Genomic DNA, 22,256 nt, shown 5'->3' with positions numbered 1-22,256 from the left:
CCTGCTTTAGAGACTTTACGATATAGTCCAGCAGGCTGCTCTACTTTTCTCTATGAAAAATCCGTCAGTATCCTTGACAAGCGCCCGTAAACACTGTATTCTTCATATGTAAAGGTTTTTCACTTAACAAGGAGGGATATCCGTGCTGGAGAAAACGACCAGAATGAATTATCTCTACGATTTTTATCAATCTTTGTTAACTCCTAAACAAAGAAGCTATATGTCCCTCTATTACCTGGATGATTTCTCTTTAGGTGAAATTGCTGAGGAATATAATGTTAGCCGGCAAGCAGTGTACGATAACATTAAGAGGACAGAGGCCATGATCGAGGAGTACGAAGAAAAGCTTTTATTATTTAAAAAATTTCAAGAACGCAACGAGATTCTTGATCAACTCAGACAAAAAATAGAAGAGCCATCAATCGATTCTTCTCATTGTTTAAAACTCATTGATGATCTTGAAATATTGGATTAGGAGGCGGCATGAATGGCATTTGAAGGATTAGCCGACCGACTGCAAGGTACAATACAAAAAATCCGTGGAAAAGGAAAGATCTCAGAAGCGGATGTCAAAGAAATGATGCGTGAAGTTCGTCTTGCTCTTTTAGAAGCAGACGTTAATTTTAAAGTGGTGAAGCAATTCGTCAAGAAAGTAAGTGAACGGGCTGTCGGACAAGAAGTCATGAAGAGCCTTACACCTGGTCAACAGGTCATTAAAGTTGTTCAGGAAGAGCTTACAAACTTGATGGGTGGCGAACAAAGTCAGATTGCCGTCGCTAAACGTCCACCCACTGTCATTATGATGGTTGGTTTACAAGGTGCAGGTAAAACGACGACCACTGGTAAGCTTGCGAACCTGCTTCGGAAGAAACATAACCGCAAACCGCTGTTGGTGGCTGCTGATATTTACCGTCCCGCTGCCATCAAACAGTTGGAAACCATCGGAAAGCAATTAAGCCTTCCCGTGTTTTCACTTGGGGATCAGGTAAGCCCGGTTGAAATTGCGAAAAAAGCCATCGAAAAGGCAAAAGAAGAACATCACGATTATGTTCTGATTGATACAGCAGGTCGACTTCACATTGATGAAAACCTGATGGGAGAGCTGAAAGAAATTAAAGAACTCTCCAATCCGGACGAGATTTTCCTCGTGGTAGATGCCATGACTGGTCAAGATGCAGTTAACGTTGCACAAAGCTTCAATGAAGCTCTTGGTATATCCGGTGTTGTCCTGACCAAACTTGATGGTGACACCAGAGGCGGAGCAGCGTTATCCATCCGTTCCGTCACTGAAAAGCCTATTAAATTTGTAGGTATGGGTGAGAAGATGGATGCCTTGGAAGCCTTCCATCCTGAGCGTATGGCATCACGGATCCTCGGTATGGGGGATGTCTTGTCCCTCATTGAAAAGGCTCAGGCGAATGTGGATGAAGAGAAGGCCAAAGAACTTGAACAAAAAATGCGCACGATGTCTTTCACATTTGATGATTTCCTTGATCAACTAGGTCAAGTGAGGCAGATGGGTCCTCTGGACGAACTTCTCAAAATGATGCCTGGAGCAAACAAGATGAAGGGTCTGGATAAGATTCAAGTCGATGACAAGCAGATCAGTCACGTAGAGGCCATCATCCAATCCATGACGAGCGATGAAAAAACCCACCCTGAAACGATCAATGCTTCCCGCCGTAAACGGATTGCAAAAGGGAGCGGGACATCCATTCAAGAGGTGAACCGACTTCTGAAACAATTCGAGGACATGAAGAAAATGATGAAACAGATGAGTGGGATGCAAGGAAAAGGTAAGAAAAAAGGGATGAAATTCCCATTTATGTAAGCGATTCGTTCAACTTTTCATAAGAAAAATTGAACTGTTAAGAAAAAACACTTTACAAACAAAATACACATTTGATATTATACTAACTTGTGTGAAACTATTCGGAGGTGCTTTAATTATGGCAGTAAAAATCAGATTAAAACGTATGGGAGCAAAAAAATCCCCTTTCTATCGTATCGTAGTTGCAGATTCTCGTTCACCACGTGATGGACGTCAAATCGAAACAGTTGGAACTTACAACCCGGTTGCTAAACCAGCTGAAGTGAAAATCGATGAAGAATTAGCTCTTAAATGGTTATCAAATGGTGCTAAGCCATCTGACACAGTTCGTAACCTATTCTCAAACCAAGGCATTATGGAAAAATTCCACAATGCTAAGAACAGCAAGTAATCGATTAGATCGATGAAAGATCTTATTCTAACGATTGTGAAACCCCTGGTTGACCATCCGGACTCTGTCCGCGTCGATTTAGATGAAGGGACGAACGGTTTAACTTATAAGTTATCCGTTCATCCCGAGGATATGGGTAAGGTCATTGGGAAACAGGGGCGAGTAGCTAAATCGATTCGAACTGTGGTATACGCTGCAGCAGGATCTTCACAACAGAAGAAAATCTTTTTAGAGATAGTGGAGTAAGGAAGCTTACTAAAGCTCATTACTACAAGCTCTAAGAATCAGGGGACTGACCCACAAAGGTTACTACTTAGCCTTAAGACGTCAGTCCCCTTTTTCATAGGGTTGATCGCCATGTAATGGTATACTATCGTCAGATGGGTTTTAAGCCCTCATAAAACCGTTTCTCCCCTAAGAACACCCTTAAGGTCATTACTTCAGTGAGGGGTGAATAGAAGGAGGAGGAAAGACGTTGAACGTGATACATACGATAACAATTAAACAAGTCCTCACAGAAAAGAGTAAGGACCTGTTAATGAAACGCTATGAAAATCAAACGTTTCATTTGAAAAAGGAAAGTGATCAGCTTCAGTTCGAAATGAAAAAGATTGAACGTGGCAAGAAATATCCCACTCATAAATTAAATCAGCATTTTGAAAGAGAATTGAATGAACGGGCAGAAAAAATCAAGCTGTTGGAATTTCAAATGGAACAGCTGAATATCCTCCCGATTGGCAGCGAGCTGAAAGAAAAAGAAGTCCAAGGTATGATGGACATTCAAGTTGGTGACAATTGGGAGGAAGAAACCCTTTCAAAGACGATTGTAATAGAAGACGGTATAGTGAAAGAAATACGTTAATGCAAGAGGTGAATGCGATGGAAAAGTGGTTTAATGTAGGTAAGATTGTCAACACTCATGGAGTTAAAGGGGAAGTGAAGGTCGTATCGACGACAGATTTCCCCGAAGAGCGTTATCAGAAAGGGAACACTCTCTATTTGTTCAGGAATGGCCAGGAATCCCTCGGTCTCGTGATCAAATCTCATAGAAATCATAAGAGTTTTGATTTGCTTACGTTTGAAGGGTATGAAAATATCAATGAGGTCGAGAAGTTTAAAGAAGGCATCCTGAAGGTGCAGGAAGACCAATTACAGGAACTGGACGAAGGGGAATACTATCTCCATGAAATCGTCGGCTGTAAGGTAGTGACAACAGCAGGAGAAGAGCTGGGTACCGTCAAAGAGATTTTGAGCCCGGGGGCGAACGATGTATGGGTAGTGAAGGGTGAGCGAGGGAAAGAGTACCTCATCCCTTATATAGAGGATATCGTGAAAACGGTCGATATTGAGTGTCAGCTTATTACCATTGAGCCGATGGAAGGCCTGCTATCATGATGAGAATTGACGTCCTCTCTTTATTCCCTGGTATGTTCGAAGGGATCTTCGGTGATTCCATCTTAAAAAAGGCCAATGAGAAAAGAGCCGTTACGTATAATGTGATCAACTTTCGTGAGTACGCTGATAACAAACATAATCAGGTGGATGATTACCCTTACGGCGGGGGGGCCGGGATGGTTTTGAAGCCTCAGCCTATATTTGATGCAGTCGAGGCGTTGAGAAAAGAAGAAGAATCTACGCCGCGGGTCATCCTTATGTGCCCGCAGGGAGAACGATATACCCAGCAAAAGGCTGAGGAGCTTTCGAAAGAAGATCATCTCGTATTTATTTGCGGTCATTATGAAGGCTATGATGAACGAATAAGAGAGCACGTGGTAACCGACGAAATCTCCATTGGTGACTATGTGTTGACTGGCGGGGAACTCGGGGCGATGGTGGTCATAGATAGTGTTGTCCGCCTGCTTCCCGGGGTACTGGGGAATGAGGATTCCCCTATACTTGATTCGTTCTCTTCAGGTCTCTTGGAGCATCCGCATTACACCCGTCCATCAGATTTCAGAGGGATGAAGGTACCCGTTGAGTTGATTTCAGGAAACCATCGTCTGATCGATGAATGGAGAGAGAAAGAGAGCCTGAAAAGGACCTATGAAAGAAGGCCGGATCTATTAGAGAGTTATCCTCTCACAGATCGACAAAAGGCTTGGATAGAGGAATGGAGAAACTCTAAATAGGCTCTTGCATCCTGAAGGCCTGTATGGTATTATATTCTTTGTGGTTTCCAGGAGTTATCTCCTGAAATCATGGATCCCGATGTTCCGCTGCAATCAATCGCTTTTGTAAGAGCATCTGTTGGAAGGAGTTGAAAAAGATGCACAAATTAATCGAAGATATTACGAAAGAACAACTTCGCTCTGATCTACCATCTTTCCGTCCTGGTGATACAGTACGTGTACACGTTAACATCGTTGAGGGTACTCGTGAACGTATTCAGGTTTACGAAGGAGTAGTAATCAAACGCCGTGGTGGCGGTATCAGCGAAACATTTACTGTTCGTAAAATTTCTTACGGTGTAGGTGTTGAGCGTACTTTCCCAGTACACACACCTAAAATCGCTAAATTAGAAGTTATTCGTCGCGGTAAAGTCCGTCGTGCGAAACTTTATTACCTGCGTAATCTGCGTGGTAAAGCGGCTCGTATTAAAGAAATTCGATAAGAACGTAAGAAAAGGAGCTTGGAGACAAGCTCCTTTTCCTTTTTCTAAAACCTTTCGTTTAAGGGAGTAGAAAGAGGATATCGACTATTTTCGGGAAACCACCAATTTTTAATGAGAATTAGAAGAATTTCTAGTAGAATAGAAAAAGATAGAAAAAATCATGGGTGGTGGAGATGTGGTTAAAGAAAAAAACGAGTGGTGGGAATGGATGAAGGCCCTGTTAATTGCAGTAGGGTTAGCAGCTATCATCAGATTCTTTTTATTTGCCCCCATCGTAGTTGACGGATTATCAATGATGCCTACTTTACATAATGGTGACCGAATGATTGTAAGTAAATTGGGAGAGCCTGAGCGCTTCGATATCGTCGTTTTCCATGCTCCCGAGCAAAAGGATTATATCAAACGGGTCATCGGCCTGCCGGGGGATAAGGTAGAGTATAAAAATGATATATTATATATTAATGGAAAAGCCTATACTGAACCATATCTCAAAGAATACAAAGATCAATTGAACGGCGGTGTCCTAACCGAAGATTTTTCATTAAAGGATATAACCGGTGAAGAAACAGTACCGGAAGGGGAAATTTTTGTTATGGGGGATAACCGGCGATTCAGTAAAGATAGCCGTCATATCGGAACGGTCTCGACCGATGAAGTAATCGGGGACACGAAAGTGATCTATTGGCCTGTTAAAGATTTCGGTTTAGTGAAATAATAGAAAAAGTGTTTGGAGGTGGTCATATGACGATACAATGGTTTCCAGGGCATATGGCTAAAGCTCGTAGACAAGTGACTGAGAAATTAAAACTTGTAGACATAGTGATTGAATTAGTTGATGCAAGAATCCCGTTATCATCCAGAAATCCGATGATTGAAGAAATCATCGGCCAAAAGCCGCGACTCGTTTTATTAAATAAAGCAGACATGGCAGACACAAACAGGACTAATCAGTGGATTGCCTACTTCAAAGAGCAGGGAATCACCGCACTTGCGGTAAATGCACAGGCCGGCAAAGGTCTTCAAGTCATCGTGCAGGCGGCTAAAGAAATCCTCAAAGATAAATTCGATCGCATGAAGTCGAGGGGAATGAGACCACGGGCCATCAGGGCGATGATTGTGGGGATTCCGAACGTTGGTAAATCGACCTTGATCAACAGGCTGGCGAAGAAGAATATCGCCAAAACAGGAAATACACCTGGTGTGACGAAAGCACAGCAGTGGATCAAGGTCGGTAAAGAGCTTGAGCTGCTCGATACCCCCGGCATTTTATGGCCGAAGTTCGAAGATCCCAAGGTAGGCTATAAACTGGCATTAACGGGAGCAATCAAAGATACCATTCTGAATTTGCAGGATATTGCCGTATATGGCCTGCGCTTTCTTGCAGAGTATTATCCAGAGCGATTAGAGGAGCGTTACGGCCTCGAAGAGTTATCTGAAGAGGTAGTGGATAGCTTTGATAAAATCGGGGCTAAGAGAGGCTGTCTGATGACCGGTGGGGAAGTCAATTATGACAAGACTTCTGAAATCATCGTCAGGGATATACGGAATGTTCAGTTAGGACCTATGACATTTGATTTTATTGGTGAAGCTGAAAAAGATAGTGAATAACGGCAGAGGCTGTATAAAGGGAATGGATCTCTTTGACGCAGCCTCTTTATTTTTGTGCGGGATATCCGATATATACGAGGAGGAGCATACGTGACGAAAGTACATAGAACGATCAATGAAATTAAACAATTGATCGGGACACTAACAGAGTCTGATCCGATTTTGGTAGAATTGAAACAGGATGAGAGAAAGGGTGTTCAGAAACTTCTGCTTCAGCTTGAAAGGGAACGAAAGAAGCAAGCTAAGGAGAAAAAGGAGTTTCAGGACCTCACCCGATATGAAAGTGAGTTGCGTCATCAAGGATTCACCCGTATCGCCGGGATAGACGAGGTGGGAAGGGGGCCGCTTGCAGGGCCGGTCGTGACGGCAGCCGTCATCCTTCCCCAAGACTTCTACTTAGCAGGATTGAATGACAGCAAGAAGCTTTCAGAAGGAAAAAGAGAAGAGTATTATGAATATATCCAACATCATGCGATTTCAATTGGAGTTGGAATGGTCCAGGCGGAGGAGATCGATTCCATCAATATTTATCAAGCGACGAAAAAGGCGATGAATGACGCGATCATCCATCTGCCTGTTCAGCCGGATTACTTATTGATCGATGCCATGAAAATTCAATCGCCATATCCGAGTCAGTCAATCATCAAAGGAGATTCAAAAAGCATTTCCATTGCTGCAGCTTCCATTATCGCAAAGGTTACGAGAGACAGGATGATGAAGGAATATGCTGAAAAGTACCCCGGCTATGCTTTCGAGAAAAATGCAGGCTATGGAACAAAAGACCACTTAAATGGACTTGAGCAATTAGGAGTGACCCCTCTGCACCGGAAAAGCTTCGCACCGGTAAAAGAGCATCTGCAGACTAAAGGATAAGCGTTTTCAGCATAAAGTGTAGGATGAATAACATGGGACGGAGGGGAGAGAGATGACCCACATTCACGGTACTGCAAGGAATCAGACACTGTCCTCTCCTGGTGAAAAACCATTTTCGGTCCAGGGTGGAAAGGTTATCTATATAAAGGTACATAAGTTGTTGGGTGATGATCTGGCAGAAGTATCTGCAAACGGTCAGCGGTTCTTGGCAAAGCTTGAAACTCCTTTGAAAGCTGGAGAGCGTCAATGGGTGGAAGTGAAGCAGACAGAGGCAGGAATCAGCCTCCAATTGATCCCGTCTCGCCAAGGAGATGGTGAAGGAATTGCTTCTAAGCTCTTACATCATTTATCCATTTCGACCGATGAGAAAGAAATGACTTCTTTGGTTTCGGATCTTGTAAAGGATAAGATACCCATTCATAAAGAGATGCTGGTGTTTGCAGGGAAGCATGTTACAGGGGAGGATGCAGCTCTTAATTTAAAGATCATCGTAGAAATGGCAAAGAGGAACCTGCCATTTACAGACAGGATATTCCTTTCCATGAAAGCAGGAGAAAGTGGTGATTTTATTTCCATGCTGGATACTCTTGCTTCGAAACTAAATGAAGTGGGAGGAGATGGAAGCACTCTTCAAGTGATTCGAAGACTGCAGGAACCCTTAAAGAGGAATATATCTGAAAATCTTGTCATCAAAGCGTTGACGGGTTTAGCGGATTCTTCACAAACCTACGCAAACCGTTTGGGACGATTTGATTTATTAAAGTCCCTTGGATTCATTCAGAATGAAACGGTCATGAATCAATGGAAGGAAGGTTTAACGGGCATGATCCTTGAGAGAGTGACTTCAGATGGAAAGGGCGGGCTGGCGGCAACTGAAGGACTTCGAAGCGGCCGTGAACAGGCTTCAAGTGTGAGTGGAGCCGGTACTAAATCAGCTTTCTCTCTTGTGGATAAATGGATGAATATCCTTACAGGCTCAAAAACCCGGCTGGAGGGAACAGAAGACGAGACACCTGAAGCAGCGGCAAAACAGCTGGTCGGATTAGCAGGGAAGGAAAAGCTTGTGGAAATGAACTTTAGCAGGCTTGAACAAATAACTGGGAAAGGTGTCCCTTCATCGAATCAGGAAAAAATCTTCCAGATGCTTCACCACCAAACGGTATTGGACCTGACGGAACAACTCAGGGGAGATGAATTGGCCAAAGTATTAAAAAGGATGATCGGTGACTTCGGAATCAACTATGAAGCTCAGTTCCAGAAAGGATATGAGATTCAGGGCCAGACACTGAAGGAGCATCTTATCGGATTAAGCCAGCATCACCCGTCATCGGACATTCGACAATTAGCCGATGACATTGTTCTGAGAATGAACCATCAAGTGCTTCATTCCCAGGATCCATCCCCTCTCCTTACAATCGTACAGCAGTTTCCAATGTATCTGTTCGGACGAAATACGGATATCACCTTACAATGGACTGGAAAAGAGAAGGAAAAGGGAGTCATCGATGGCGACTATTGCAGGGTGTTATTTTATTTGAACATGAAGGAATTGGATGAGACCTTGATCGATATGCAGGTACAACACCGTGTCATTTCTCTGACGGTTTGGAATGACCATTCAGCAATAGAAGCTTTGTCACAACCACTCATTCCCGATCTAAAAAAAGGGCTCGAGAAATTGGACTATCAGTTATCCGCCGTGAAAGTGAAGAAACCCGATAAACATGAAAGCCTCTCAGAAAAGATCTTAAGGAACGAGTCCAATCGAACATTTTCCGGAGTTGATGTAAAAATATGAAAAGGCGGCACGAGAGAAAAGAAGCGATTGCTCTAAGTTATAATCAGCAAGAAGCATCAGCGCCAAAAGTCGTGGCAAAAGGAAAAGGGATGATTGCTGAAAACATCCTGTCAAGAGCGATGGAGCATGGAGTACCTGTTCAAGAGGATAAGAGCCTGTTATCCCTCCTCGGCAACCTGGATATCGGTGAATCCATCCCTGAGGAATTATACGGAGCCGTAGCAGAAGTATTTGCTTTTATCTACCGTTTGGACAGGGACATATCCAGGAGAGAATGAACAAAAGGATCTCACGGTGACGTTAAATGAAGCTAGATTGGTTAGGTGGAATATATTTTTTGAGTATAATAATTTATGTGTGTTCCTTCTAGTAGAAACGGCATGATGTAAATGAATTCTATCTAATTATGTTCAGAATTTTTAAATTAATATAATATTTTTAGCATAATGGTAGACATATATACTGTCATTTTATACAATGAAAGCGCAGTCTATTTTTTGAAGAGTTTGATAGGAGGATGGAAAATGAATATCCATGAATATCAAGGTAAAGAAATCCTCAGAAATTACGGGGTGTCCGTACCAAATGGTAAAGTGGCTTTTACAGCTGAAGAGGCAGTAGAAGCGGCGAAAACGTTAGATTCTAGCGTATATGTTGTAAAGGCGCAAATCCACGCAGGTGGACGGGGCAAGGCAGGCGGAGTCAAAATCGCCAAGAGCCTTGACGAAGTGCGTACATATGCAGAGGAATTAATCGGAAAAACTTTAGTTACTCACCAAACGGGTCCTGAAGGTAAGGAAGTAAAGCGCTTACTTATCGAAGAAGGCTGTGATATCAAAAAAGAGTATTATGTAGGTCTTGTACTCGACCGTGCAACTTCCCAGGTTGTCCTTATGGCATCTGAAGAAGGTGGAACGGAAATCGAAGAGGTAGCAGAACAAACACCTGAAAAAATCTTTAAAGAGTACATCGATCCAGTTGTTGGATTAACAGGTTTCCAAGCGAGACGTATTGCATTCAATATCAATATTCCTCAAAAACTTGTAGGTAAAGCAGCTAAGTTCATGATGGGTCTTTACAATGTGTACATCCAAAAGGATGCTTCAATTGTTGAAATCAACCCGTTAGTAGTGACTGGTGACGGAGATGTCATGGCACTTGATGCGAAGTTCAACTTCGATTCAAATGCATTATACCGCCAAAAGGATGTCATTGAGTTACGCGATCTTGAAGAAGAAGATGCGAAAGAAATCGAAGCTTCCAAATACGACCTGAGCTATATTTCCCTTGATGGGAATATCGGGTGTATGGTAAATGGCGCTGGTCTTGCCATGGCCACGATGGACATCGTGAAGCATTATGGCGGAGATCCCGCTAACTTCCTTGATGTTGGGGGCGGTGCCACAGCTGAAAAGGTAACAGAAGCATTCAAAATCATCCTTTCTGATGAAAACGTTAAAGGTATTTTCGTCAACATCTTCGGTGGAATCATGAAATGTGACGTCATCGCAACGGGTGTTGTAGAAGCTGCTAAGCAGATCGGTCTTCAAGTACCACTTGTGGTTCGTCTTGAAGGAACGAATGTAGACTTAGGTAAAGAAATCCTGAATCAATCAGGCTTGAATATCATTGCAGCTGAATCCATGGCAGACGGCGCACAAAAAATCGTTGAGCAAGTAGGCTGAGAAAGGCGGGGGACTAATGAGCGTATTTATTAATAAAGATACCAAGGTTGTTGTACAAGGAATTACAGGATCAACAGCTCTTTTTCATACGAAGCAAATGCTTGAATACGGTACACAGATCGTGGCAGGTGTTACACCTGGAAAAGGCGGAACAGAGGTTGAAGGCGTACCTGTTTTCAATACTGTGGAAGAAGCAAAGAAAGCAACTGGCGTAAATGCTTCCGTCATCTATGTTCCTGCACCATTTGCAGCAGATGCAATCATGGAAGCGGTAGATGCCGAGCTTGATCTGGCCATTTGTATCACAGAGCATATCCCTGTATTGGATATGGTAAAGGTTAAGAGGTACATGGAAGGCAAGAATACACGCCTTGTCGGGCCGAACTGTCCTGGAGTCATCACTCCTGACGAATGTAAGATCGGGATCATGCCTGGTTACATCCATACTAAAGGACATGTAGGGGTTGTTTCACGTTCTGGTACATTGACGTATGAAGCCGTCCACCAACTTTCACAAGCTGGAATCGGGCAGTCAACGGCAGTGGGTATCGGTGGAGACCCTGTAAACGGTACAGATTTCATTGACGTATTGAAAGCATTCAACGAAGATGAGGATACGTATGCCGTGATCATGATCGGTGAAATCGGAGGTACAGCCGAAGAAGAAGCTGCTGAGTGGATCAAGGCTAATATGACGAAGCCTGTAGTCGGCTTCATCGGTGGACGTACGGCACCTCCAGGGAAACGTATGGGCCATGCCGGTGCGATCATTTCAGGTGGTAAAGGGACGGCTGATGAGAAAATCCGCGTTATGAACGAATGTGGAATTCAAGTTGCGCCAACTCCTTCAGATATGGGGGAAACATTGATCAAGGTCCTTAAAGAAGAGGGAATCCTCGATAAATGTAAAACGCATTAATTTTTTACTGAGACTGACAGCTTGGCTGTCAGTCTCAATTTTATCTATATTAACTTGATCGTTAGGAGGCTTTTAATGAAAGGAAACCGTCACCTTGTCTTTCATATTCATCACTGCCGTGGAATTGGTTTGAAAGGCATAAAACGATTGCTAGAAACTTATCAGGATCTTCACGCTGTCCTTGAACTCCCTTTATCAAAACTCCAACAGATAACGCACGCCACTTCTACGAATGTAGAAACCTTCTATAAAGATCTCCATTCCTTTTCTTCAAAACGCTATATGCAGCTCTATGCTGAGAACAATATAGAGTGGATCACCCTTTTTGATGATGATTATCCAGTCTTGTTGAAAAATGTATATGATCCCCCATTTCTCCTCTTTTTAAAAGGTGACAGGAAACTGCTCCGTTTTTCCCCAAAATTGGCTGTGATAGGGTCGAGAAACGCCACCTCCTACACAGAAAAAGTTCTACACACAATGATTCCGGAGCTTGTCAAACGTGATGTTGTGATCGTAAGTGGACTGGCAAAAGGGGCTGATACCATCGCTCATAAAGAAGCGATAAGATCAGGCGGCAGAACGATAGGTGTGTTGGGAGGAGGATTCCAGCATATTTATCCTAAACAAAATGTCGATCTGGCCGACCATATGATGGACCACCATCTCCTCCTTTCGGAATATCCCCCTTATATCAAACCGGAAAAATGGCATTTCCCATTTAGGAATCGAATCATTAGTGGTATCAGTGATGCGGTACTTGTCACCGAAGCCAGAAAAAAGAGCGGTACATTTATCACGGCAGATTATGCATTGAACGAAGGGAGGGAAGTCCTGTGCTTACCAGGGTCCATATACGATCCATTGGCAGAAGGAACAAACTCCCTTATACAAGAAGGAGCCAAGATGGTTCTGACAATAGAAGACATTTTCTCAGATCTCAGGGTATAAACTTCAAAAATATGATGTAAAATCTATTATTAAAGGGGTTTTTTGAACATAAAACGATGAATATCACATGTAATTCATACAAAATGGTTGCATTTATGCTGAAACTGTTATACATTTTGCAACAGGTATCAAAAACTGTATAAAAGAGAAATAAATAGATTAGAGCAGTACTTCTCTACACTGAAATCATTCTTACACCTATGTGAATGTAAGTGTAAACGTTTCCGTTTGTGCTTGTTAAAAGAACATTCCAAGGTGCTATAAAACAGTGATTATTTTCCTCTTTAAGGAGGCTTATTGGATGGCAGATTATTTAGTAATAGTGGAATCGCCGGCTAAGGCGAAAACGATTGAACGTTATTTAGGGAAAAAATATAAGGTCAGGGCATCAATGGGCCACGTCAGGGACTTGCCAAAAAGTCAGATGGGCGTCGATGTCGAGAATGAATTTGAACCAAAGTATATCACCATACGCGGCAAAGGCCCTGTATTAAAAGAATTAAAAACCGCTGCAAAAAAAGTGAAAAGAATCTTCCTCGCAGCCGACCCCGACAGAGAAGGGGAGGCAATTGCCTGGCACTTGGCTCACAGCCTTGATATGGATACGACTTCAGAATGCCGGGTCGTTTTCAACGAAATCACGAAGGATGCGATCAAAGAATCATTTAAGCATCCCCGTGCCATCAATATGGACCTGGTTGATGCTCAGCAGGCACGAAGAATTTTAGATCGGTTGGTTGGTTACAACATCAGTCCATTATTATGGAAAAAGGTCAAAAAGGGACTAAGTGCAGGAAGGGTACAATCGGTTGCAGTCCGGTTGATCATTGATAGGGAAAATGAAATCAAAGCCTTCACTCCGGAAGAGTATTGGTCCATCGAAGCAGAATTCACCAAAGGTAATGATACATTCCAGGCATCTTTCTATGGGATTGACGGTAAAAAGGTGGAATTGAAGACGGAAGAAGAAGTAAAAGATGTTCTTGGCAAGGTGAAAGGGAAGTCTTTCGAAGTGAATAAAGTCACAAAGAAGGAAAGAAAGAGAAATCCAGCACCGCCTTTTACCACTTCATCCCTTCAGCAGGAAGCAGCCCGTAAATTAAATTTCAGGGCAAAGAAGACGATGATGCTTGCACAGCAATTATACGAAGGAATCGAAATGGGGAAACAAGGAACCGTCGGATTCATCACATACATGAGAACGGACTCCACCCGGATTTCTGAAGTAGCTCAGAAAGAAGCCAATGAATATATCGTGAATAAATATGGTCAGGATTTTATCAAGCAGTCTGAGCGCAAAGAGAAAAAACAACAAAAAGCTCAGGATGCCCATGAAGCGGTCCGTCCGACCAGTACCTTGAGGAATCCGTCTTCGGTTAAACCGTTCCTATCACGGGACCAATATCGCCTTTATAAATTGATTTGGGAACGTTTCGTAGCAAGTGAGATGGCACCTGCTGTCATGGACACTATGAGTGTAGATCTTGTAAACGGCTCCGTCATGTTCAGGGCGTCTGGTTCAAAAGTGAAATTCCCCGGCTTTATGAAGGTATATGTTGAGGGATCGGATGATCAGAAAGAAGAAAAAGATAATTTCCTTCCTGCATTGGAAGAAAAAGATAAAGTGAAAAGTGAAAACATCGACCCAAATCAGCATTTCACCCAGCCACCGCCAAGATATACCGAGGCAAGACTCGTGAAAACGTTGGAAGAACTCGGTATAGGAAGACCGTCCACATTTGCTCCAACCCTTGATACGATTCAAAGGAGAGGATACGTTACTCTGGATAACAAGCGATTTATCCCGACGGAGCTTGGAGAAATCGTGTTAGAGTTAGTGAGGGAATTCTTCCCTGATATCATAGATGTGGAGTTTACAGCTAACATGGAACGGAGCCTGGATGACATCGAGGATGGCAATGTGAAGTGGGAAAGAATCATTGACCGTTTTTATCAGGATTTTGAAAAACATCTGGAAAAAGCGGAAAATGAAATGGAGAAAATTGAAATCCGTGATGAACCTGCCGGGGAAGACTGTGAGGAATGCGGTCATGCAATGGTATTCAAAATGGGACGATACGGTAAGTTTATGGCATGCAGCAATTTTCCCGATTGCCGTAATACCAAGCCGATCGTGAAAGAAATCGGTGTGAAATGCCCTAAATGTGAAAAAGGGAATATCATTGAGCGTAAAAGTAAGAAGAAGCGTATTTTCTACGGGTGTGACCAGTATCCTGAATGTGATTTCTTATCATGGGATAAACCGATTGAACGGAAATGTCCGAAATGTGAAGAGTTGCTCGTGGAGAAGAAGCTTAAAAAGGGTAATCAAATTCAATGTATAAATTGTGATTATAAAGAAGAACCTCAGAAATAGTGATTATAACGATTGATTGTTGAACAATGAACGAATACAATGGAACGAGGGACTGTTCCAACAGGTGATTTCTCTATTACCTGGTGGGTCAGCCCTTTTGTGTTTTTTTAATCTTTGTAACAAACGATACATATTTTCAATATACAATTATCTTTCTTATCATTGTCCCTTGGTGTACAATGCAAAGTGGATAAAGCGTTCGGGATGTAGGAGGTCTAAAAACAAATGTCAGTAAATGTTATTGGAGCAGGGTTAGCAGGAAGTGAAGCGGCTTGGCAGATTGCAAAAAGGGGGATAAAGGTCAACCTTTTTGAAATGAGACCCATCATTAAAACCCCTGCACACCATACAGATAAGTTTGCAGAACTGGTGTGCAGTAATTCACTCAGAGCGAATACACTTACGAATGCAGTCGGAGTATTAAAAGAAGAAATGAGACATTTGGATTCAGTCATCTTGTCAGCAGCGGATGCCTGCTCTGTACCGGCTGGAGGCGCTCTCGCCGTCGATCGCCATGAATTTGCAGCACTTGTCACAGATAAAGTGAAAAACCACCCGAATGTTACCGTGTTTAATGAGGAAGTAACGGATTTACCGGAGGGGATCACCATTGTTGCTACCGGGCCGCTGACGAGTGAAGGTCTTTCCAATCAAATCAAACGGCTGACAGGGGAGGAACATTTATACTTCTATGACGCGGCTGCCCCGATCATAGAGAAAGATTCCATCGATATGGATAAAGTATATTTAAAGTCCCGATATGACAAAGGGGAAGCTGCATACTTGAATTGCCCGATGACCGAGAGTGAATTCAATCGATTCTATGAAGCCCTTATTTCCGCGGAGACGGTTCCGGTGAAAGAATTTGAGAAAGAAGTATTCTTTGAAGGTTGCATGCCAATAGAGGTAATGGCTTCACGCGGAAAGAAGACGATGTTATTCGGCCCCCTCAAGCCAGTCGGACTTGAAGATCCTAAAACAGGTAAACGTCCATTTGCCGTTGTACAATTAAGACAGGATGATGCCGCGGGTACCCTTTATAATATTGTCGGATTCCAGACCCATTTAAAGTGGGGGCCACAGAAAGAGGTTCTTCAATTGATTCCTGGACTTGAGAATGCAGATATTGTCCGATACGGCGTCATGCACAGGAATACCTTCATCAATTCACCTAATGTTCTGAAGAATACGTATCAGTTGAAAAATCATGAGAATCTGTTTTTCGCTGGTCAAATGACAGGTGTGGAAGGATATGTGGAATCTGCTGCAAGCGGATTGATAGCAGGTATAAATGCGGCCAAACTCGCAGTAGAAGAAGAACCCGTTGTATTTCCATATGAGACGGCCATGGGAAGTATGGCAAGATATATCACTACAGCGAATAAACATAACTTTCAACCGATGAATGCGAATTTCGGTCTTTTCCCGGAATTACCAAAAAAGGTAAAAGGAAAGAAAGAACGTAATGAGCAACATGCAAACCGGGCCTTGGAAACAATTCAGAACTTTGTGAAAAAAGTGTAAAATTCATTGCAAGGGTCCCACGGTTGTGTTACTATTTAGTAGCCCTTGTGAGGTGTTAAACATGAATAAGCAATTAGGTGAACAATTACTTTCCTTTACTGAATATTTACAAATAGAAAAACATTATTCTGTTCATACATTTGAACAATATCGTCATGATATTGAAGAGTTTTACGTATTTATGAAAGAACAAGGTTTACGTTCATTAAAAGAGGTCGAGTATTCTGATGCACGACTTTTTTTAACTAAGCTGCATGATCAGGGTTTAAAGAGATCTTCCGTCTCAAGGAAGGTATCGAGCATAAGAAGCTTTTACCGTTATTTAAATCGGGAAAAACAACTACTCGATAACCCCTTTTCGTTTGTTAACCTTCCGAAGAAAGAACAGCGATTGCCTTCCTTTTTTTATGAGGAGGAAATAAAGGCTCTGCTGGATGCTTGTGATGGGGATACCCCTTTGGAAATGCGTAACCTGGCCATATTCGAACTTCTTTATGCGACGGGAATCCGTGTAAGTGAGTGTACGAATATACAGTTGGGTGACGTGGACCTTGGGATGTCTACGCTCCTGGTAAAAGGAAAAGGGAAAAAAGAGAGGTATGTCCCATTTGGAAGCTTTGCACATGATGCCTTAGAACAATACATATTACATTCCCGGCCGAAGCTTGCGAAGGATGGGTCCCATACTCAATTGCTGGTCAACCATCGTGGTGGAGCATTAACCCAAAGAGGCATTCGTCTTATTTTAAATAAGATCATCGAGAAAGCATCTTTGACGGGGAAGATACATCCCCATATGCTGCGTCACACGTTTGCAACGCATTTGTTGAATAATGGCGCCGATTTAAGGACGGTTCAGGAACTTCTTGGACACGCTCAGCTTTCATCCACCCAACTGTATACCCATGTATCCAAGGATCAGTTACGAAAAACGTATTTAGCACATCATCCACGTGCTTAGAAGAGTTGGAGGTTTAGGAAATGGAACAATTCCACGCAACCACTATTTTTGCCGTACAGCATAATGGCAAGTGTGCGATGTCCGGTGACGGGCAGGTTACATTCGGTAATTCAGTTGTCATGAAGCATACAGCAAAAAAAGTACGAAAGCTTTTTAATGGAAAAGTATTGGCTGGATTCGCGGGATCTGTTGCCGATGCGTTTACTTTGTCTGAAATGTTTGAAGGGAAGCTTCAGGAGTTCAACGGTAATCTTCCAAGAGCAGCAGTCGAGCTCGCGAAACAATGGAGGAGCGATAAAGTACTGAGAAAGCTTGAAGCGATGTTGATTGTTATGGATGAAAGCCACCTTCTGTTAATTTCAGGGACAGGTGAAGTGATTGAACCGGATGATGGAATCCTGGCCATCGGTTCCGGTGGGAATTACGCTTTATCTGCCGGCAGGGCATTAAAGCAGTATGCCGGAGACCACTTGACTGCTAAGGAAATCGCCCGATCTTCCCTTCAAATCGCTGCCGATATATGTGTATATACGAATAACCAGATTATCGTTGAAGAGCTCTAATCTGGAAAGTCCAGGTAAGAATAGATATTCTCTCACACTATAGGAAAGTAAGGAGTGTGCCATTTGATGAAGAGTACTGATCACTTAACCCCCAGGCAAATAGTTGAACGATTGGATCAATATATTGTTGGCCAGAAGGATGCCAAGAGAGCGGTCGCCGTTGCGCTGAGGAATCGTTATAGACGGAGCCTTCTGGCCGATGTATTGAAGGATGAAGTGATTCCAAAGAACATCCTGATGATGGGGCCGACTGGTGTCGGTAAAACGGAAATAGCCAGAAGGATCGCAAAATTGGTCCGTGCACCATTTGTGAAAGTGGAGGCAACCAAGTTTACGGAAGTGGGTTATGTTGGACGTGATGTTGAATCGATGGTCAGAGATCTGGTTGAGACATCCGTACGCCTGGTAAAAGAGGAGAAAATGGTCGGTGTCCGGGAAAGAGCAGCTGAAAATGCAAGTCGCCGCCTGGTAGAGCTTGTGGTACCGTCCAAAAAGAAATCCTCTTCTTATAAGAACCCATTCGAAATGATCTTCGGCGGCAACGGGACACAAGGTACATCTGAAGAAGAGGAAGAAAAGCAGGAAGAGATTTCACTCCAAGAGCAAAGAAGAAGAATGGAAATAAGACTCGAAAATGGTGAATTGGAAGAGGAATTCATCACGATTGAAGTCGAGGAGCAGCAAGCGTCCATGTTTGATATGCTTCAAGGCTCAGGAATGGAACAAATGGGGATGAATATGCAGGATGCCCTCAGTAGTTTCATGCCGAAGAAAAAGAAAAAGCGAAAATTGAAGGTGAAAGAAGCAAGAGTGGTACTGACGAATGAGGAAGCCCAAAAGCTGATTGATATGGATGAAGTGACCCAGGAGGCAATCATTCGTGCCGAGCAATCCGGGATCATCTTCATTGATGAAATCGATAAGATTGCCAGCAAAAGCTCAGGGCAATCTTCAGCGGATGTATCCAGAGAAGGTGTCCAGCGTGATATCCTCCCTGTGGTGGAGGGATCGACCGTTGTAACTAAATATGGTTCCGTGAAAACAGATCATGTCCTTTTCATTGCAGCAGGTGCCTTCCACATGAGTAAACCTTCTGATCTTATCCCTGAATTACAGGGACGTTTCCCCATCAGGGTGGAACTTCAGAAGTTGTCTACAGAAGACTTTGTGCGAATCCTTGTTGAACCTGATAATGCCATCATTAAACAATATATCGCTTTAATGGATACAGAAGGTATACAAATTGAATTTTCTGACGATGCTATTCGTAGACTTGCTGAAATCGCTTATGATGTAAACCAAAATACCGATAATATCGGAGCCAGAAGACTTCACACGATCATGGAAAAACTACTTGAAGACCTATCCTTTGAAGCGCCTGATATCACCCTTGATACGGTTAAAATCACTCCGCAATATGTGGATGATAAACTTGGCGCCATTTCAAAAGATAAGGATCTTAGTCAGTTCATTCTTTAAGTTTTTTCTTACCCTTTATGGGGTATAGGTAGATGGATTAAGGATCATATAAAATTAAATAATAGATACACTTTAGTTGTAGTAGGAGGAAACGTAATGAATTTATTAGGTAAAACAAGAACGATCAATGCTATGCTGCAAAAAGCAGCTGGGAAACCGGTGAACTTTAAAGAAATGTCAGAAACATTAAGTCAAGTGATTGAGGCGAATGTGTTTGTGGTCAGCCGTCGTGGGAAACTACTTGGCTATGCCATCAATCAACAAATCGAAAATGAGCGAATGAAGCAAATGCTTGCTGACCGTCAATTTCCTGAGGAGTATACTCAAAATTTATTTAATGTACAGGAAACGTCTCCCAACCTGGATGTGAATAGCGAATATACCGCTTTCCCTGTTGAAAATAGAGAGTTTTTCAAAAGTGGTTTGACGACCATCGTCCCTATCATCGGTGGGGGTGAAAGATTAGGAACATTAATCCTTGCCCGCCTTGAAGAAAGCTTTGAAGATGATGATCTGATTCTCGCTGAATATGGTGCAACTGTGGTAGGGATGGAGATCCTTCGTGAAAAAGCCGAAGAAATCGAAGTGGAAGCGAGAAGCAAGGCTGTCGTCCAAATGGCAATCAGCTCCCTTTCATACAGTGAGTTAGAAGCCATTGAACACATCTTTGAAGAGCTAAATGGAAATGAAGGACTTCTGGTTGCTTCTAAAATTGCCGATAGAGTCGGAATTACGCGCTCAGTTATCGTCAACGCCCTTCGCAAGCTCGAAAGTGCAGGCGTGATTGAATCCCGTTCCCTGGGAATGAAAGGTACTTACATCAAGGTATTAAATAATAAATTCTTGGTGGAACTGGATAAATTGCGTACAAACTAATATAAAAAAGCTGTTTCCCTTTCGGGGAAACAGCTTTTTTATATTTTTAAATTGAAATCATAATTGACAGTGCGATAGCTTTCTCAGCTTTTATGGGTTGTTTGAAGTGAAATGTCAGATTGTTTAGGGAAAATAAGTCGAATGGACTATCGGCAATTGTTCTTTTAGTATTGTCATCTATGGTGGTGATAGTACAATAAAGTTACAACAATGTTACGACCAAATTCGACAACCTTCCGAGTTGAGTGATAAATATTGGGGTTTAAGGATTCACCTGGATCTTAGGTGAAGTTTTCTTATGCATATTGAGAATAGATTTCTCGTAAATGACCGGTCAATTGCGGATATGTATGGTGCACTGCTTCCTTACCGTTTCATCCCTTTGTAATATTGATGTAACAAAACGAGAAAAAACCAACTTTAATTGTAAATTTATCCATGGGAATATAAGGTTTAAAAGTGAATGGAAAGTCACGAATTCGATGAATATCGCCATTTTTCTTTAAAATTTACGGAATATTCATAGACACTAAACACGCTAAACATTACAATAAATACTGTTGTATGATAAATATGTCAAAAATAGTTGATACATGTCAAAAAAACGGATAGAGGTGCCTAAAATGAAACTTTTTTCCAACACCTTTTCAACACTCGAAAACGGGCTGAATTATGCCTCGTTAAATCAGAAAGTGATTTCTCAAAATATTGCCAATGTCGATACACCGAATTATAAAGCGAAAAAAGTAGAGTTTAAGTCGATATTAGATCAGTCCACCCAACAACTGGGAGCGAAAAGAACGAATCAACGACATTTTACCTTTCGAACAAACAGTCAACACCCTGCCGTAAAGACGAAATCCTCTTTTCAGTACAATCATAATGGGAATGGTGTGGATCTGGATCAGGAAATGTCAGAGATGGCAACGAATCAAATTTATTTTAATGCCCTGTCAGACCGGATAAATGGAAAGTTTAACAGTCTGCAATCTGTTATAAGGGGTGGCAAGTAAGAATGGGATTATTTACAGGAATGATTACAACGGCTTCTGCATTGACGGCCCAGCGCTTGAGGATGGACGTCATTTCGTCCAACATGGCCAATGTGGATACAACGAGAGGCAAAATGGTGAATGGTGAGTGGCAGCCTTATCAGCGCAAGTCTGTCGTGATGGCGCCAAAGGGAGATCAGTTTTCTTCTTTTTTAAATCAGGCGATGAACACAAAAGACAACCACTCAATTGGCAGTGGAGTGAAAGTTTCACGGATTATAGAGGATGATGAAACACCATTTAAAATGGTTTATGACCCTCTGCACCCCGATGCAAATGATGATGGATATATACGCCTGCCGAATGTCGATCCCCTGCGGGAGATGGTAGACCTCATTTCAGCTACACGCTCCTATGAAGCAAATGTGACTGTATTTAATGCAAACAAAGCAATGTTAATGAAGTCATTAGAAATTGGTAAATAAAGAAAGGTTGTAGTTCTATGGCCATACACAATATTAGTTCGGTAACTCCGGCTGTTATAAGTCCGTCATTTGATAAAAAAAATAGTTCTCCTTCAGATGCAACGGAAAACTTCAGTCAATTACTTAAAAAGTCCATCGACGAAGTCAATAAGATGCAAGTGCAGTCCGATCAATTAACGGAAAAACTTGTACGGGGTGAGAACGTTGATCTCCATCAAGTGATGATCGCTTCACAAAAGGCGAGCATTACCCTGCAAACGACAATGGAAGTCCGTAACAAAGTAGTGGAAGCTTATCAAGAGATAATGAGAATGCCAATGTAGTAGGCTCAT

General features: G+C 42.4%; 25 protein-coding genes. All 25 read left to right on the top strand.

All coding sequences use genetic code 11. From position 1 onward, the window contains the following. The first annotated feature begins 163 nt into the window (after positions 1–163). The 25 genes from ACSQ2E_RS13825 to fliE all read left to right on the top strand — a co-directional run bounded on the left by ACSQ2E_RS13825 (position 164) and on the right by fliE (position 22,247). Positions 164–475, top strand: a complete 312-nt coding sequence (locus ACSQ2E_RS13825) for a putative DNA-binding protein (protein ID WP_371928757.1) — start codon at positions 164–166, stop codon at positions 473–475. A gap of 12 nt (positions 476–487) precedes the next feature. Beyond that, positions 488–1,831, top strand: coding sequence for a signal recognition particle protein (gene ffh, locus ACSQ2E_RS13820; protein WP_435991382.1), 1,344 nt, complete (start codon positions 488–490; stop codon positions 1,829–1,831). A gap of 118 nt (positions 1,832–1,949) precedes the next feature. Continuing rightward, entirely contained in the window at positions 1,950–2,222 is a 273-nt protein-coding gene (gene rpsP / locus ACSQ2E_RS13815) for a 30S ribosomal protein S16 (RefSeq protein WP_034755689.1), read from the top strand. Between the two features lie 12 nt (positions 2,223–2,234). Beyond that, on the top strand, positions 2,235–2,468 hold the full coding sequence (locus ACSQ2E_RS13810; protein ID WP_034755686.1) for a KH domain-containing protein: 234 nt from the start codon (positions 2,235–2,237) through the stop codon (positions 2,466–2,468). 229 nt (positions 2,469–2,697) lie between these two features. After that, positions 2,698–3,084: a YlqD family protein gene (locus ACSQ2E_RS13805; protein WP_258263238.1), complete on the top strand. Its 387-nt coding sequence runs from the start codon at positions 2,698–2,700 to the stop codon at positions 3,082–3,084. Positions 3,085–3,101: 17 nt separating this feature from the next. Then, positions 3,102–3,617, top strand: a complete 516-nt coding sequence (gene rimM / locus ACSQ2E_RS13800; RefSeq protein ID WP_435991379.1) for a ribosome maturation factor RimM — start codon at positions 3,102–3,104, stop codon at positions 3,615–3,617. Continuing rightward, entirely contained in the window at positions 3,617–4,351 is a 735-nt protein-coding gene (trmD, locus tag ACSQ2E_RS13795) for a tRNA (guanosine(37)-N1)-methyltransferase TrmD (RefSeq protein ID WP_435994546.1), read from the top strand. Before rimM ends, trmD begins: the two co-directional genes overlap by 1 nt. Positions 4,352–4,488: 137 nt before the next feature. Further along, entirely contained in the window at positions 4,489–4,833 is a 345-nt protein-coding gene (gene rplS, locus ACSQ2E_RS13790; protein ID WP_032088854.1) for a 50S ribosomal protein L19, read from the top strand. Positions 4,834–5,008: 175 nt separating this feature from the next. Next, the gene (gene lepB / locus ACSQ2E_RS13785) at positions 5,009–5,548 is read left to right on the top strand and encodes a signal peptidase I (RefSeq protein ID WP_435991376.1); all 540 of its coding nucleotides are present in this window, start codon (positions 5,009–5,011) and stop codon (positions 5,546–5,548) included. A 26-nt stretch (positions 5,549–5,574) separates the two neighbouring features. Further along, entirely contained in the window at positions 5,575–6,441 is an 867-nt protein-coding gene (ylqF, locus tag ACSQ2E_RS13780) for a ribosome biogenesis GTPase YlqF (protein ID WP_435991374.1), read from the top strand. A gap of 90 nt (positions 6,442–6,531) precedes the next feature. Continuing rightward, positions 6,532–7,314: a ribonuclease HII gene (locus ACSQ2E_RS13775; protein WP_435991372.1), complete on the top strand. Its 783-nt coding sequence runs from the start codon at positions 6,532–6,534 to the stop codon at positions 7,312–7,314. Positions 7,315–7,366: 52 nt separating this feature from the next. After that, positions 7,367–9,112 (top strand): hypothetical protein, encoded by a 1,746-nt coding sequence (locus ACSQ2E_RS13770; RefSeq protein WP_435991370.1) that lies wholly within the window; start codon positions 7,367–7,369, stop codon positions 9,110–9,112. Then, a complete protein-coding gene (locus ACSQ2E_RS13765) occupies positions 9,109–9,390 on the top strand; it encodes an EscU/YscU/HrcU family type III secretion system export apparatus switch protein (protein WP_435991368.1) in 282 nt (93 codons plus the stop codon). Before ACSQ2E_RS13770 ends, ACSQ2E_RS13765 begins: the two co-directional genes overlap by 4 nt. Before the next feature lie 246 nt (positions 9,391–9,636). Further along, a complete protein-coding gene (gene sucC / locus ACSQ2E_RS13760; protein ID WP_060669764.1) occupies positions 9,637–10,797 on the top strand; it encodes an ADP-forming succinate--CoA ligase subunit beta in 1,161 nt (386 codons plus the stop codon). 16 nt (positions 10,798–10,813) lie between these two features. Continuing rightward, a complete protein-coding gene (gene sucD / locus ACSQ2E_RS13755; RefSeq protein WP_435991366.1) occupies positions 10,814–11,716 on the top strand; it encodes a succinate--CoA ligase subunit alpha in 903 nt (300 codons plus the stop codon). 75 nt (positions 11,717–11,791) lie between these two features. Next, complete coding sequence (dprA, locus tag ACSQ2E_RS13750) at positions 11,792–12,667, top strand: DNA-processing protein DprA (RefSeq protein WP_435991364.1); 876 nt, start codon at positions 11,792–11,794, stop codon at positions 12,665–12,667. A 301-nt stretch (positions 12,668–12,968) separates the two neighbouring features. Then, entirely contained in the window at positions 12,969–15,044 is a 2,076-nt protein-coding gene (gene topA, locus ACSQ2E_RS13745) for a type I DNA topoisomerase (RefSeq protein ID WP_435991362.1), read from the top strand. Between the two features lie 225 nt (positions 15,045–15,269). Continuing rightward, positions 15,270–16,568 (top strand): FADH(2)-oxidizing methylenetetrahydrofolate--tRNA-(uracil(54)-C(5))-methyltransferase TrmFO, encoded by a 1,299-nt coding sequence (gene trmFO, locus ACSQ2E_RS13740; protein WP_435991360.1) that lies wholly within the window; start codon positions 15,270–15,272, stop codon positions 16,566–16,568. 61 nt (positions 16,569–16,629) lie between these two features. Further along, complete coding sequence (gene xerC / locus ACSQ2E_RS13735; RefSeq protein WP_435991358.1) at positions 16,630–17,529, top strand: tyrosine recombinase XerC; 900 nt, start codon at positions 16,630–16,632, stop codon at positions 17,527–17,529. A gap of 20 nt (positions 17,530–17,549) precedes the next feature. After that, positions 17,550–18,092 (top strand): ATP-dependent protease subunit HslV, encoded by a 543-nt coding sequence (gene hslV, locus ACSQ2E_RS13730; RefSeq protein ID WP_060669750.1) that lies wholly within the window; start codon positions 17,550–17,552, stop codon positions 18,090–18,092. 66 nt (positions 18,093–18,158) lie between these two features. Next, positions 18,159–19,571 (top strand): HslU--HslV peptidase ATPase subunit, encoded by a 1,413-nt coding sequence (gene hslU, locus ACSQ2E_RS13725; RefSeq protein WP_435994544.1) that lies wholly within the window; start codon positions 18,159–18,161, stop codon positions 19,569–19,571. Positions 19,572–19,667: 96 nt separating this feature from the next. Continuing rightward, positions 19,668–20,447: a GTP-sensing pleiotropic transcriptional regulator CodY gene (gene codY, locus ACSQ2E_RS13720; protein WP_435991356.1), complete on the top strand. Its 780-nt coding sequence runs from the start codon at positions 19,668–19,670 to the stop codon at positions 20,445–20,447. 623 nt (positions 20,448–21,070) lie between these two features. Continuing rightward, positions 21,071–21,460 (top strand): flagellar basal body rod protein FlgB, encoded by a 390-nt coding sequence (gene flgB, locus ACSQ2E_RS13715; RefSeq protein WP_435991354.1) that lies wholly within the window; start codon positions 21,071–21,073, stop codon positions 21,458–21,460. Between the two features lie 2 nt (positions 21,461–21,462). Further along, positions 21,463–21,924 carry a flagellar basal body rod protein FlgC gene (gene flgC / locus ACSQ2E_RS13710; protein ID WP_435991352.1) on the top strand — a complete coding sequence of 154 codons (462 nt, stop codon included), beginning with the start codon at positions 21,463–21,465 and terminating at the stop codon, positions 21,922–21,924. 17 nt (positions 21,925–21,941) lie between these two features. After that, a complete protein-coding gene (gene fliE / locus ACSQ2E_RS13705; protein WP_254651320.1) occupies positions 21,942–22,247 on the top strand; it encodes a flagellar hook-basal body complex protein FliE in 306 nt (101 codons plus the stop codon). The last annotated feature ends 9 nt before the right edge of the window (positions 22,248–22,256 follow it).

This window comes from Rossellomorea sp. LjRoot5, assembly GCF_964253455.1.
Taxonomy (GTDB): domain Bacteria; phylum Bacillota; class Bacilli; order Bacillales; family Bacillaceae_B; genus Rossellomorea.
The sequence above is the reverse complement of the archived record's forward strand: the minus strand, read 5'-3'. Positions and strand labels throughout refer to the sequence as shown.

Bases quoted from the DNA above. Each gene is read 5' to 3' on its own strand.
- rimM (WP_435991379.1), top strand. From the start codon at position 3,102: ATGGAAAAGTGGTTTAATGTAGGTAAGATTGTCAACACTCATGGAGTT.
- flgB (WP_435991354.1), top strand. From the start codon at position 21,071: ATGAAACTTTTTTCCAACACCTTTTCAACACTCGAAAACGGGCTGAAT.
- flgC (WP_435991352.1), top strand. From the start codon at position 21,463: ATGGGATTATTTACAGGAATGATTACAACGGCTTCTGCATTGACGGCC.
- ACSQ2E_RS13810 (WP_034755686.1), top strand. From the start codon at position 2,235: ATGAAAGATCTTATTCTAACGATTGTGAAACCCCTGGTTGACCATCCG.
- sucC (WP_060669764.1), top strand. From the start codon at position 9,637: ATGAATATCCATGAATATCAAGGTAAAGAAATCCTCAGAAATTACGGG.
- ylqF (WP_435991374.1), top strand. From the start codon at position 5,575: ATGACGATACAATGGTTTCCAGGGCATATGGCTAAAGCTCGTAGACAA.
- trmFO (WP_435991360.1), top strand. From the start codon at position 15,270: ATGTCAGTAAATGTTATTGGAGCAGGGTTAGCAGGAAGTGAAGCGGCT.
- rplS (WP_032088854.1), top strand. From the start codon at position 4,489: ATGCACAAATTAATCGAAGATATTACGAAAGAACAACTTCGCTCTGAT.
- topA (WP_435991362.1), top strand. From the start codon at position 12,969: ATGGCAGATTATTTAGTAATAGTGGAATCGCCGGCTAAGGCGAAAACG.
- codY (WP_435991356.1), top strand. From the start codon at position 19,668: ATGAATTTATTAGGTAAAACAAGAACGATCAATGCTATGCTGCAAAAA.
- ACSQ2E_RS13765 (WP_435991368.1), top strand. From the start codon at position 9,109: ATGAAAAGGCGGCACGAGAGAAAAGAAGCGATTGCTCTAAGTTATAAT.
- hslU (WP_435994544.1), top strand. From the start codon at position 18,159: ATGAAGAGTACTGATCACTTAACCCCCAGGCAAATAGTTGAACGATTG.
- hslV (WP_060669750.1), top strand. From the start codon at position 17,550: ATGGAACAATTCCACGCAACCACTATTTTTGCCGTACAGCATAATGGC.
- sucD (WP_435991366.1), top strand. From the start codon at position 10,814: ATGAGCGTATTTATTAATAAAGATACCAAGGTTGTTGTACAAGGAATT.
- ACSQ2E_RS13770 (WP_435991370.1), top strand. From the start codon at position 7,367: ATGACCCACATTCACGGTACTGCAAGGAATCAGACACTGTCCTCTCCT.
- ACSQ2E_RS13825 (WP_371928757.1), top strand. From the start codon at position 164: ATGAATTATCTCTACGATTTTTATCAATCTTTGTTAACTCCTAAACAA.
- xerC (WP_435991358.1), top strand. From the start codon at position 16,630: ATGAATAAGCAATTAGGTGAACAATTACTTTCCTTTACTGAATATTTA.
- dprA (WP_435991364.1), top strand. From the start codon at position 11,792: ATGAAAGGAAACCGTCACCTTGTCTTTCATATTCATCACTGCCGTGGA.
- trmD (WP_435994546.1), top strand. From the start codon at position 3,617: ATGAGAATTGACGTCCTCTCTTTATTCCCTGGTATGTTCGAAGGGATC.
- fliE (WP_254651320.1), top strand. From the start codon at position 21,942: ATGGCCATACACAATATTAGTTCGGTAACTCCGGCTGTTATAAGTCCG.
- ffh (WP_435991382.1), top strand. From the start codon at position 488: ATGGCATTTGAAGGATTAGCCGACCGACTGCAAGGTACAATACAAAAA.
- rpsP (WP_034755689.1), top strand. From the start codon at position 1,950: ATGGCAGTAAAAATCAGATTAAAACGTATGGGAGCAAAAAAATCCCCT.